This window comes from Streptomyces sp. NPDC058955 (assembly GCF_042741435.1).
In the GTDB taxonomy this organism is placed as follows: Bacteria; Actinomycetota; Actinomycetes; order Streptomycetales; family Streptomycetaceae; genus Streptomyces.
Genome location: NZ_JBHYKM010000015.1, coordinates 81,208 through 91,964, shown reverse-complemented (window position 1 = coordinate 91,964; position 10,757 = coordinate 81,208). Strand labels below are relative to the sequence as shown.

General features: G+C 74.6%; 11 protein-coding genes and 1 tRNA gene. 5 read left to right on the top strand and 7 right to left on the bottom strand.

The annotated features are described in order from the left end of the window. The first annotated feature begins 499 nt into the window (after positions 1-499). A tRNA-Arg gene (locus ACFW1I_RS09405) sits at positions 500-572 on the top strand. An 83-nt stretch (positions 573-655) separates the two neighbouring features. Here the strand turns inward: ACFW1I_RS09405 and ACFW1I_RS09400 are convergent. From ACFW1I_RS09400 to ACFW1I_RS09390, 3 genes are all read right to left on the bottom strand, one after another. Continuing rightward, on the bottom strand, positions 656-970 hold the full coding sequence (locus tag ACFW1I_RS09400) for a hypothetical protein (RefSeq protein ID WP_384667923.1): 315 nt from the start codon (positions 968-970) through the stop codon (positions 656-658). Between the two features lie 106 nt (positions 971-1,076). Then, positions 1,077-2,183 carry an ABC transporter substrate-binding protein gene (locus ACFW1I_RS09395; protein WP_384667920.1) on the bottom strand — a complete coding sequence of 369 codons (1,107 nt, stop codon included), beginning with the start codon at positions 2,181-2,183 and terminating at the stop codon, positions 1,077-1,079. A 122-nt stretch (positions 2,184-2,305) separates the two neighbouring features. Next, complete coding sequence (locus ACFW1I_RS09390) at positions 2,306-2,680, bottom strand: ArsR/SmtB family transcription factor (protein ID WP_384667917.1); 375 nt, start codon at positions 2,678-2,680, stop codon at positions 2,306-2,308. A 94-nt stretch (positions 2,681-2,774) separates the two neighbouring features. Between ACFW1I_RS09390 and ACFW1I_RS09385 the strand changes: the two genes are divergently transcribed. Beyond that, on the top strand, positions 2,775-4,961 hold the full coding sequence (locus ACFW1I_RS09385) for a heavy metal translocating P-type ATPase (protein ID WP_384667914.1): 2,187 nt from the start codon (positions 2,775-2,777) through the stop codon (positions 4,959-4,961). Positions 4,962-5,025: 64 nt separating this feature from the next. Here ACFW1I_RS09385 and ACFW1I_RS09380 read toward each other — a convergent pair whose 3' ends face one another. Further along, positions 5,026-5,766, bottom strand: coding sequence for a TetR/AcrR family transcriptional regulator (locus ACFW1I_RS09380; protein WP_384667911.1), 741 nt, complete (start codon positions 5,764-5,766; stop codon positions 5,026-5,028). Positions 5,767-5,893: 127 nt separating this feature from the next. On the opposite strand from ACFW1I_RS09380, the gene ACFW1I_RS09375 reads away from it, so the two are divergent. The 3 genes from ACFW1I_RS09375 (at position 5,894) to pucL (ending at position 9,464) form a co-directional block, all read left to right on the top strand. After that, positions 5,894-7,105 carry a saccharopine dehydrogenase family protein gene (locus ACFW1I_RS09375; protein ID WP_384667908.1) on the top strand — a complete coding sequence of 404 codons (1,212 nt, stop codon included), beginning with the start codon at positions 5,894-5,896 and terminating at the stop codon, positions 7,103-7,105. Between the two features lie 62 nt (positions 7,106-7,167). After that, on the top strand, positions 7,168-8,340 hold the full coding sequence (locus tag ACFW1I_RS09370; protein ID WP_384667906.1) for a winged helix DNA-binding domain-containing protein: 1,173 nt from the start codon (positions 7,168-7,170) through the stop codon (positions 8,338-8,340). 203 nt (positions 8,341-8,543) lie between these two features. Continuing rightward, entirely contained in the window at positions 8,544-9,464 is a 921-nt protein-coding gene (pucL, locus tag ACFW1I_RS09365; RefSeq protein ID WP_384667903.1) for a factor-independent urate hydroxylase, read from the top strand. A 9-nt stretch (positions 9,465-9,473) separates the two neighbouring features. Here pucL and crcB (ACFW1I_RS09360) read toward each other — a convergent pair whose 3' ends face one another. The 3 genes from crcB (ACFW1I_RS09360) to crcB (ACFW1I_RS09350) are packed head-to-tail and all read right to left on the bottom strand — an operon-like array spanning position 9,474 to position 10,623. Continuing rightward, the gene (crcB, locus tag ACFW1I_RS09360) at positions 9,474-9,827 is read right to left on the bottom strand and encodes a fluoride efflux transporter CrcB (RefSeq protein WP_384667900.1); all 354 of its coding nucleotides are present in this window, start codon (positions 9,825-9,827) and stop codon (positions 9,474-9,476) included. Beyond that, positions 9,824-10,213, bottom strand: a complete 390-nt coding sequence (locus ACFW1I_RS09355) for a DUF190 domain-containing protein (RefSeq protein WP_384667898.1) — start codon at positions 10,211-10,213, stop codon at positions 9,824-9,826. The genes crcB (ACFW1I_RS09360) and ACFW1I_RS09355 overlap by 4 nt, the downstream gene beginning before the upstream one ends. Further along, complete coding sequence (gene crcB / locus ACFW1I_RS09350; RefSeq protein ID WP_384667895.1) at positions 10,210-10,623, bottom strand: fluoride efflux transporter CrcB; 414 nt, start codon at positions 10,621-10,623, stop codon at positions 10,210-10,212. Before crcB (ACFW1I_RS09350) ends, ACFW1I_RS09355 begins: the two co-directional genes overlap by 4 nt. Positions 10,624-10,757 lie beyond the last annotated feature (134 nt).

The window sequence follows — 10,757 nt, the reverse complement described above, 5'->3', positions numbered from 1 at the left end:
GACCCCCCCCCCCCGCCGGGTCGCGGCGGGGCGGGGGGGCCATACCCCGGGCCCACCGTTTTGGCTTGGGGGGGCCCCTCCCGCCCGGCCCGGGTCTGCCGGGCGCGCGGCACGCCCGGAAGGGGAAGGGGAAGACGCACGGCCGCGACTCGGTCGCGCAGGGCCGAGAGTGCGTCGATCAGCTGAGGCCGTTCGTCCAAGGTCACCACATGCGAAGAATGCCCAATTTATGAGCGTTTTTGAAGCGTATGGCGACCCTGCGCGCCGAAGAAGGGGAGGCCGACCGGAAGCCCGGGCATAACGAGTGCACAACACCCGCCCCGAGTGGCGTGAAAAGCGCTGCGCGAATCGCACCTGCCTGCGATTATCGGTTCGCTTCACCGAACCTCCACATCGTGCCACGCAGGCGAAGCACCGGGCCCGAGCCGCCAGGACCCCTATCCTTGTCCCGGCAGCCCCACCCCACCCACCAGGGCCACCAGGCCCGAGGCCACCACCGGCCCCCGTAGCTCAGCGGATAGAGCAGGTGCCTTCTAAGCACTTGGCCGCAGGTTCGAGTCCTGCCGGGGGCGCACGCAGAGGACCCTCCTTCGGGAGGGTCCTTTTTTGCGGCCGGTTCCGCGGCCGGTGGATCAGGGGGTCGGGGGCCTCGGGGTCACTTCGTGCAGCGGACCGTGGCGTTCGACCAGTACATGTACTGGCTGATCTGCCGGGTGTACGGGATGCCGGACGGGAAGCAGGTGTAGCGGGCGTAGCCGGCGAACGACGCCTTCACGTAGGCGTCGTTGTAGGCGGAGGACTCGGCCGTCCAGGCGGACGAGCCGGTGCCGAAGCCGGTGAAGTACTCGGTGGTGACGGCCGTCGATTCGACCGTCGCCGTGTCGGCCGCGGCCGTGCCCGCGCCGGCGAGGCCGGTCAGGCCGAGCACCGCGGTGAGGGCGAGAGTCAGACGTACCAAGGGTCGCTTCATCGTTCCGTCTCCCTGTTCTGGAGCGCGCCTCGCTCCGGGAGTGAAGCTAGTGACGCGTCGGGGGCGCGAGGGGCAGTCGCCCGGGAACTGCCCCTCGGTGCCGCTGTCACCGCCGGGGGTGTTCCGGGGGTGCGGTGTGGAGGGTGCGGAAGCGGGCCGGGGCGGCCGGGTCGCGGTCGGTCACCTGGACGGGGGGCCAGGTCCACTGCTGGACGGGCGTGTCGGTGGGGCGGGTGAAGCGGATGGCGCCGCGGGTGCCCTCGACGGTCACGTGGGGCCACGCGCCGGCGATGGTCGCGCGGTCCGTGCCGTGGGCGCGGAGGGTCTCGGTGAGGACGGTGATCGTGTCGTACCCCTCGAACGCCACGAACGAGGGCGTCGCGCCGAGGCGGGACCGGAGGGCGGACTCCACGCGCGCGCCCAGCGGGGTGGGGCGGACGGGGAGGTAGCGCAGGAACGGGATCGCGGCGCCGTCCTCGCCCAGGAGTTCCTCCCAGGCCGGGAACTCCGGTTGGCCGGCGGGCGCGCCGACGAGGACGTCGTCCAGGCGGGGGTCCCGGCGGACCGCCCTCACGATCGGGACGGCCGGGTCGGGGAAGCCGGTGAGGAGCAGGAGGGCCGTGGCGCCTCCGGCGGCGAGTGCGTCGCAGAGCGCCGCGGGGGGCAGGGCGCGCGCGTCGAGTTCCGTGACGGTGCCGCCCCGCGGGGTCAGGTGGTCGCGGAGGATGCGGGTGCCAGCCGCCCAGTAGAGGCTCGGTTCGGCGGCGACCGCGACGCGGGTGCGGCCGGCGGCGAGGAGGAAGTCGGCGTAGACGCGCCAGCCGTGGGACTGCGCCGGGGCCAGCCGCGCGACCCGGTCCGTGGGCCGTTCGGTGAGCGCGTCGAGGACCGCCGAGGAGCAGAGGAACGGCAGGCCGAGGGCGTCGGCCCGGGCGGCCGCCGCGCGGGCGGCGACGCTGTGGTACTCGCCGGCCAGGGCGGCCACGCCGAGCCCGGCCAGCTCGTCCACGGCCGCCTCGGCCCGGTCCGGGTCGGCGGCGGTGTCCCTGACGACGAGTTCCAGCGGCCGGCCGTCGATCCCTCCGCCCGCGTTGGCCTCCCCGACGGCCAGTTCGAGGCCGGCGAGCAGGTGTCGGCCGGCCTCGGTCCAGCCGGGGCGGGTGAGCGGGGCGAGGGCGCCGATCCGGACGGGGGGTGGGGTCGTCGTGCTCATGGACGGGCGTCTCCCGCGGGGTGGTTCGTACGGTTCCACCCCATTCTTCGTACGGGAGGGGGGCGTCCGGCCTCGCGGCGCGCCGCCCCGGAGCGCGCCGCCCCCGGAGCGCGCCGCAGCCGTCAGGAGGCCGACGGCTCCGCGGCCGTGTCGCGGACGCCGAGGCGCAGGTGCTCCACGTGGTAGAGCGCCTGGTCGAGGAGTTCGGCGACGTGGTTGTCGTACAGGGCGTAGACGATCGAGCGGCCGTGGCGCTCGCCGGTGACCAGTCCGAGGTTGCGCAGCAGGCGCAACTGGTGGGAGCAGGCGGAGGGTTCCATGCCGACGGCCTCGGCGAGGTCGCCGACCGAGCAGGGGCCTTCCTGGAGCCTGGCGAGGATGTACAGGCGGGAGGGGGTGGCGAGGGCCTGAAGGGTGGCGGCGACGTCCGCGGTGCCGACGGCGTCGAGCCGTTCGCGGGGGGTCGCGCCGGTGGCGGTGTCGATTCCGTGGCCCATGCGCCCATCATACGGATGACACATGAATAGCTGTTCAGGTGTTCCGCTATGGTGGTGGGGCCGATGCCGCCTGCCCGCGAAGGGTCGCCCCGCCATGCCTTCTTCCCTGGACCAACGCGACCAGCACGACCGGCGCGATGAACGCGATCAGCGCGATGAACACGATGAACGCGATCAGCGCGATGAACACGATGAACGCGACCAGCGCGACCGGGACGCACAGCGCCGGGACTCCCGGCAGCCCGTCCGCCCCGCCGCCGCCCCGGCCGCCCCTTCCCCCGCCCCCCTCCGCACCCGCACCCGCGCCCTCGCGCTTCCCGAGGTGCGCTGGGCGCTGGCCTCGCTCGCCCTCTTCCTCCTCGCCCTCCTCCCGTACCTGCTCGACGGCCCCGCCTGGCTGTGGGGCACGCTCTTCGCCGCCGCCTACGCCACCGGCGGGTGGGAGCCCGGCTGGGAGGGGCTGAAGGCACTCCGGGAGCGGACCCTCGACGTGGACCTGCTGATGGTCGTCGCCGCGCTCGGCGCCGCCGCGATCGGCCAGGTCCTCGACGGCGCGCTGCTCATCGTCATCTTCGCGACCTCCGGCGCCCTGGAGGCGGTCGCGACCGCGCGGACCGCGGACTCGGTGCGCGGACTGCTCGACCTCGCGCCCGCCACCGCGACCCGGCTGCTGCCCGACGGCTCCGAGGAGACCGTGGACGCGGAGCTGCTCACGGTCGGCGACACCGTCCTCGTCCGGCCCGGGGAGCGGATCGGCGCGGACGGACGGGTCGTCGGCGGGGCGAGCGAGGTCGACCAGGCCACGATCACCGGCGAGCCGCTGCCGGTGGTCAAGGAGCCGGGCGACGAGGTGTTCGCCGGGACCGTCAACGGCACCGGCGCCCTGCGCGTACGGGTCGGGCGGGACCCCTCGGACTCGGTGATCGCCCGGATCGTGCGGATGGTCGAGGAGGCGTCCCGCACCAAGGCGCCGACGCAGCTGTTCATCGAGAAGGTCGAGCAGCGGTACTCGGTGTCGATGGTCCTCGCGACCCTCGCCGTCTTCGGCGTCCCCCTCGCCTTCGGCGACGACCTGACGTCCGCGCTGCTCCGGGCGATGACCTTCATGATCGTCGCCTCGCCGTGCGCGGTGGTCCTCTCCACCATGCCGCCGCTGCTCTCCGCCATCGCCAACGCCGGCCGGCACGGCGTCCTCGCCAAGTCCGCCGTCGTCATGGAGCGCCTCGGGCAGGTCGACGCCGTGGCCCTCGACAAGACCGGCACCCTCACCGAGGGCACCCCGCGCCTCACCGACGTACGCCCGCTGCCCGGCAGCGGCCTGGACGCCGACGCCCTGCTCCGGCTCACCGCCTCGGCGGAGCACGGGAGCGAGCATCCGCTGGCCCGGGCCGTCGTCGGCGCGGCGCGGGAGCGCGGTCTCGTCCTGGCCGCCGCGGAGGGCTTCACCGCCGCGCCCGGGCGGGGCGTCACCGCCACCGTCGAGGGCCGGCGGATCGAGGTCGGCTCCCCCGCACGGCTGCTCGCCGTCACCGGAGCCGACACCGACACCGACACCGACACCGACACCGGAGTCGGAGCCGACGCCGGAGCCGACGCCGCCGACCGTTCCACCGGCGCCGACAGCGGGCACGCGCGCGTGGTGCGGGAGTTGGAGGAGTCCGGGAGGACGGCGGTGGCCGTGCTGCGCGACGGGGAGCCGGTGGGCGTCCTCGGCGTCGCCGACCGGCTCCGGCCCGACGCCGCCGCGACCGTCGCCGCCCTCACCCGGCTGACCGGCCGCGCCCCGGTCCTGCTGACCGGCGACAACGAGCGGGCCGCGCGGCAGGTTGCCGAGCGGGTCGGCATCACCGACGTACGCGCCGGGCTGTTGCCCGAGGAGAAGGTGGCGGCCGTACGGGCCTGGGAGGCGGAGGGCCGCCGTGTGCTGGTCGTCGGCGACGGCGTCAACGACGCGCCGGCGCTGGCCGCCGCGCACTGCGGGGTCGCGATGGGCCGGGCCGGTTCCGACCTCGCCCTGGAGACGGCCGACGCGGTGGTCGTGCGCGACGAACTGGCCGCCGTCCCCGCGGTCGTCGCGCTCTCCCGCACCGCGCACAAGCTGGTCGTCCAGAACCTGGTGATCGCGGGCGTCTTCATCGCCGTCCTGGTCGCCTGGGACCTGATCGGCACCCTCCCGCTGCCGCTCGGCGTCGCCGGGCACGAGGGCTCCACGGTCCTCGTCGGCCTCAACGGCCTCCGCCTCCTGCGCGCAGCGGCCTGGCCGCGCCCCGCGGCGCGCTGACGGGGACGCAGACGCGGACGCGGACGCAGACGCCCGGCCGGGCCTGCGTGGCACCCGGCCGGGCCTACGCGGCGCCGCCGCCGTCCGGGGTCCGCGGGGCCGCCGCGCGCGCCAGGGCCGCCGCCGCGCTGTCCAGGAGCATCTCCAGGGCCGTCGGGTAGGCGCTGGTGTTCATGCGGGCGACCAGGCGGGGGGCGGTGGCGGCGATGTGCGGGTGGGTGGTGGCGGGGAGGCGGGCGTACGTGGCCTGCCAGACGGCCTCGTCGGCGGCGCGGGCGGTGTGCGGGAGGGCGAGGGCCGCCGCGTCGAGGGCGGCGAAGGCCAGCGCCTGGTCGATGAAGGCGTGGTAGACGCGGGCCGCCTCGGCGTCGGGGAGGCCGGCGGTGCGCAGCACGCCGAGGACCGCCTCGTCGGCGGCGATCTCGTGGGACCGGCCGCTGACCCGGCTGGCGGTGAGGATCGCCGCCTGTGGGTGGGCGAGGTAGGCGGAGTGGATGCGCAGGCCGAGCTCGCGCAGATCGGCCCGCCAGTCGCCGGTGGCCGCCCAGCCGCGCAGGGCGCGGCCCGCGAGTTCGTCGCCGACGGCGAGCAGGAGGTCGTCGGTGCCGCGGAAGTAGCGGTAGAGGCTGCTGGGGTCGGCGCCGAGGGCCGCGCCGAGCCGGCGCACGGTCAGGCCGTCCCTGCCGTGCTCCTGGAGCATCCGCAGGGCGGTCTCGATGTAGAGCCGCTCGGAGAGGACGACACCGCCCGCCTTCGCGGGCTTTCGACGGCGTCTCTCCCCCTCCGGCACCACTTTCTTAGGCATCAGAACCCCTCTTTCCTCTTCTTCCCAGGTTATGCCAACGCCGTTGACCCTTGTCCGGGCGGACGGCTTTCATGGGCGCACTCCCGGGACCCGTCTTTTTCATCACGATGAGAGGTGGTTTGTCGATATGCGCGTCCTGCTCGTCGGTGCCGGTGGTGTGGGGACCGCCGTCACCCGGATCGCCGCCCGCCGCTCCTTCCTCGGCCACATGGTGGTGGCCGACTACGACCTGTCCCGCGCCGAGGCGGCCGTCGCCGCGCTCGGCGAGTCGGGCGGCCGCTTCAGCGCCGCCCGGATCGACGCCTCCGACCGGGCGGCGGTCACCGCCCTCCTGGAGCGCGAGCGCTGCGACGTCCTGCTGAACGCGACCGACCCGCGGTTCGTCCTGCCGCTCTTCGAGGCCGCGCTGGCGGCCGGGGCGCACTACCTGGACATGGCGATGTCGCTGTCCCGGCCGCACCCGGAGCGCCCGTACGAGGAGTGCGGGGTGAAGCTCGGCGACGCCCAGTTCGCGCGGGCGGCGGAGTGGGAGGAGGCGGGCCGGCTGGCGCTGGTCGGGCTCGGCGTGGAGCCGGGCCTCTCGGACGTCTTCGCCCGCTACGCCGCCGAGGAACTCTTCGACTCCATCGAGGAGATCGGGGTCCGCGACGGCGCGAACCTGACCGTCGACGGCTACGACTTCGCGCCGTCGTTCTCCATCTGGACGACCATCGAGGAGTGCCTGAACCCGCCGGTGGTGTGGGAGGCGGACCGCGGCTGGTTCACCACGCCGCCGTTCAGCGAGCCGGAGGTCTTCGACTTCCCCGAGGGCATCGGGCCGGTGGAGTGCGTGAACGTGGAGCACGAGGAGGTGCTGCTGATCCCGCGCTGGGTGGACGCCCGCCGGGTCACCTTCAAGTACGGCCTCGGCGAGGAGTTCATCCGGACGCTGAAGGAGCTGCACCGGGTCGGGCTGGACCGCACGGAGCCGGTGACGCTCCCGGACGGCACCCGGGTCTCCCCGCGCGACGTCGTCGCGGCCTGTCTGCCCGACCCGGCCACGCTCGGCGACCGGATGCGCGGCAAGACCTGCGCCGGCACCTGGGTGAAGGGCGTGAAGGACGGGGCGCCGCGCGAGGTGTACCTGTACCACGTCGTCGACAACGAGTGGTCGATGCGCGAGTACGGCTCCCAGGCCGTCGTCTGGCAGACCGCCGTCAACCCGGTCGTCGCGCTCGAACTGCTGGCCACCGGCGTCTGGACCGGCTCCGGCGTGCTCGGCGCCGAGGCCCTCGACCCGCGCCCCTTCCTGGACCTCCTCACGGAGTACGGGTCCCCCTGGGGGCTGCGCGAGCAGTAGGGCGCCTCACGTGTCGGTGCCGGGCGCCGCGGGTGTCGGTGCCGGGCGCCACAATCGGGGCCATGACCGCGACCGCGCCGCCCGCCCTCACCGCCCGCGCCCTCAACCGGGCCACGCTCGCCCGCCAGTTGCTGCTGGCCCGGGAGCCGGTCGGCGTCGAGGAGGCGGTCCGGCGGGTGGTGGCGCTCCAGGCGCAGCAGCCCGGCTCGCCGTACGTGGCGCTGTGGAACCGGGTGGCGGGCTTCGACCCGGCCGGACTCGACGCGGCCGTCGAGGGGTTCCGGCTGGTCCGCTCGACCCTGATGCGGATCACCCTGCACCTCGTCCACGCCGACGACTACCGGCCGTTCCGGGAGGCGGTGGAGCCGACGCTGCGCGGCAGCCGGCTGCGCGACCGGCGGTTCACCGACACCGGGATCACCCCGGACGACGCGGACGCCCTGATGCCGGAGCTCCTCGCCTACGCGGACCGGCCCCGCACCGGCGACGAACTGCGGGCGCGGGCCGAGGAGTCGTGGGGCGGCGGCAGCCTCACCCCGGCGGCCGGGCGGCTGCTGCGGCAGTACGCGCCGCTGTGGCACGTGCCGAGCGGCCCGCCGTGGCAGTACGCCGTCTCGCCCGGTTTCGTCGCGGCGGGGCCCGAGCCGGTGCGGACCGGGCCGGAGGCGGCGGCCGGGGGCCTGGAGACACTGGCCCGCCGCTATCTGGCGGGCTTCGGGCCCGCGTCGGCGGCGGACCTGGCCCAGTTCGGCCTGGTGCAGCGCGGCCGGGCCCGGGCGGCGCTCGACGCGCTGGTCCGGGAGGGCGCGGCCGAGCTCCTGTCCGGCCCGGACGGTGCGGTGCTGTACGACCTGCCGGGCGCGGTCCGCCCGGACGGGGCCGCGCCGGCCCCGCCGCGCCTGATGGCGATGTGGGACAGCACGCTGCTGGCGTACGCGGACCGCAGCCGGATCGTGCCCGCCGCGTACCGCCGGCACGTCATACGGATCAACGGCGACGTGCTGCCCACGCTGCTGGTCGACGGGTACGTGGCCGGGGCCTGGCGACCCGTCGGGGGCGGGATCGAGGCGGCCGCCTTCCACCCGCTGACGGCCGCCGACTGGGACGGCCTCGCGGCCGAGGCGGCGTCCCTGGGACGGCTGCTCGCCGACCGCGATCCGCGGGTGTACGGGCGCTACGACCACTGGTGGGCGAAGGGCCTGCCGGCGGTGGAGACGCGGGTGCTGCCCTGCTGACCGCGCCCGGTTCCCCCATTGCCAGCCACCTGGAAGGCCCTTATCTTCGAGCCACAACCTACGGACCGGGATGCTCGTCAGTCCCGGGGCGGTCCGCCGTTCACGGGCCGGACGGCGGGGAGCGCACCACCGCGGGACGCGGGCGCGCTGGACGCCGGGCGTACGGGATACCCGTATCCGCGTACCCGCAGGAGCTGAGCTGCATGAGCAAGCACGTTCTGGCCCAGAACCAGTACGGCAAGGCCGAGAACCGCATCGTCCGGATCGCCCGCAGGGGCGGCGAGGACGGCGCCTGGCACGAGATCCGCGACCTGAACGTGTCGGTGGCGCTGCGCGGCGAGTACCGCGACGTCCACCTGACCGGTGACAACGCCAACTGCCTGCCGACCGACACCACCAAGAACACCGTCTACGCCTTCGCCAAGGAGCACGGCGTCGACTCCCCCGAGGCGTTCGCGATCCTCCTCGCCCGGCACTTCGTCACCTCCCAGGAGGTGATCCGCGAGGCTCAGATCCGCGTCGAGGAGTTCGCCTGGGAGCGGATCCCGGTGCCGACCCGCAAGGAGCAGCACTCCTTCGTCCGCAGCGGCCAGGAGATCCGCACCGCGCAGGTCACGTACAGCGAGACCACCGGCCTCCAGGTGCTGTCCGGGCTGAAGGACCTGACGGTGATGAACTCGACCGCCTCCGAGTTCCACGGCTTCCTCAAGGACGAGTACACGACGCTCCAGGAGGCGTACGACCGGATCCTGGCCACCAAGGTCACCGCCCGCTGGGCGCACTCGGCCACGGCGGCGGCGGACCCGGAGCACGACTGGGACCGCTCGTACCGGAAGGCCCGCCGGCACATGCTGGAGGCGTTCGCGGAGACGTACAGCTACTCGCTCCAGCAGACCCTGCACGCGATGGCCTGCCGGGTCCTGGACAACGTGCCGACGGTCAACGAGGTACGGCTGAACCTGCCGAACAAGCATCACTTCCTGGTGGACCTGGAGCCGTTCGGCCTGAAGAACGAGAACGAGGTGTACTTCGCGGCGGACCGCATGTACGGCCTCATCGAGGGCACCGTCCACCGCGACGGCGTCCAGCCGGTGATCGCCACCTCCGACTGGATCACCGCCTGACGGACGCGGCTACAGCAGCCCGGCCGCCTCGGTTCCGAGCCATACGGCTCCGAGCCCGGCGGTCAGGCTGCCCGCCACGTTCAGCACCGCGTACCCCTTCGCCCCGCCCTCGTACAGCTTCAGCGTCTCGTACGAGAAGGTCGAGTACGTGGTGAGGGCGCCGCACAGGCCGGTGCCGAGCAGCAGGTTCGCCTGCGCCGAGGTGACGCCGGTGAGCAGGCCGAGCACGAACGAGCCCACGACGTTGACGGTGAAGGTCCCCCAGGGGAAGACCGAGTCGTGGCGGGCCTGCACGGCCCGGTCGGTGAGGTAGCGCAGCGGGGCGCCCACGGCGGCGCCGAGCGCCACGAACAGCCAGTTCACTCCGCCGGTGTCCCTTCCGACGCGCCGTCCGGCGCCGGTCCCGGTGGGGCGTCGCGGCCGGCCCAGCGCACCACCTCGCAGGCGTCGAGCAGCACCAGACCGTCCGTCACCAGGGTCTCCAGTTCGGGCAGGAAGGCGCGGATCCGCTCCTCCTCGTCCACGATCAGGATCGCCACCGGCAGGTCCTCGCTGAGCGAGAGGATCCGCGCGGTGTGGATGCGGGAGGAGCCGCCGAAGCCCTCGACGCCCCGGAAGACGGAGGCGCCGGCGAGCCCGGCGGCGTGGGCGCGGTGCACGATCTCGGTGGAGAGCGGGCGGTGGTGCCGGGTGTCGTTCTCGCCGACGACGATCGTCAGGCGCAGCGCCCGGCCTGCGGTCCGTGTCATGCCGTCTCCCTCCGCACCCACAGGGCCCGGCCCGCGGCGACGCCGGCGACGACGGCGGCGAGCGCGGTGACCAGGGTCCCGCCCAGATAGAGGACGCCCGCGGCGGTGCGGTCCGCGCCGAGGAGCCGCCGGGTGTCGAGCGCGTACGTCGAGAAGGTGGTGAAGCCGCCGCAGAACCCGGTGCCGAGGAACGGCCGCAGCAGCGGGTGCGGGGCGGCCGGGGCCTCGGTGGCGAGGACCATGAGGAGCCCGAGCAGGGCGCAGCCGGCCGCGTTCACCGCGAGGATCGTCCAGGGGAAGGCGTCGGGCGCGGTCGGCCAGAGGAGGGTGGCCGCGTAGCGGGCGGAGGCGCCGAGCACCCCGCCGGCCGCGACCACCGCGACGACCGGTGCCTGCTCGCGCGTTCCCATACCCCCAGGTTAGAGGGGAGCGCGGGCGCGGACGCGGCGTGGTGGGATGGGCCGGGGGCGCGTGCGGGGCGGGGGGTTTATTCGGGGCCCGGTGGCCCCCCTGCGCGCTGGTGCGGCGGCGGGGGGGGTCCGGG

Excerpts from the sequence above, each read along its gene's own strand:
- ACFW1I_RS09395 (WP_384667920.1), bottom strand. The coding sequence starts at position 2,183 with ATGAGCACGACGACCCCACCCCCCGTCCGGATCGGCGCCCTCGCCCCG.
- ACFW1I_RS09355 (WP_384667898.1), bottom strand. The coding sequence starts at position 10,213 with ATGACACGGACCGCAGGCCGGGCGCTGCGCCTGACGATCGTCGTCGGC.
- crcB (WP_384667895.1), bottom strand. The coding sequence starts at position 10,623 with ATGGGAACGCGCGAGCAGGCACCGGTCGTCGCGGTGGTCGCGGCCGGC.
- ACFW1I_RS09390 (WP_384667917.1), bottom strand. The coding sequence starts at position 2,680 with ATGGGCCACGGAATCGACACCGCCACCGGCGCGACCCCCCGCGAACGG.
- pucL (WP_384667903.1), top strand. The coding sequence starts at position 8,544 with ATGAGCAAGCACGTTCTGGCCCAGAACCAGTACGGCAAGGCCGAGAAC.
- ACFW1I_RS09375 (WP_384667908.1), top strand. The coding sequence starts at position 5,894 with ATGCGCGTCCTGCTCGTCGGTGCCGGTGGTGTGGGGACCGCCGTCACC.
- ACFW1I_RS09370 (WP_384667906.1), top strand. The coding sequence starts at position 7,168 with ATGACCGCGACCGCGCCGCCCGCCCTCACCGCCCGCGCCCTCAACCGG.
- ACFW1I_RS09380 (WP_384667911.1), bottom strand. The coding sequence starts at position 5,766 with ATGCCTAAGAAAGTGGTGCCGGAGGGGGAGAGACGCCGTCGAAAGCCC.
- ACFW1I_RS09385 (WP_384667914.1), top strand. The coding sequence starts at position 2,775 with ATGCCTTCTTCCCTGGACCAACGCGACCAGCACGACCGGCGCGATGAA.
- ACFW1I_RS09400 (WP_384667923.1), bottom strand. The coding sequence starts at position 970 with ATGAAGCGACCCTTGGTACGTCTGACTCTCGCCCTCACCGCGGTGCTC.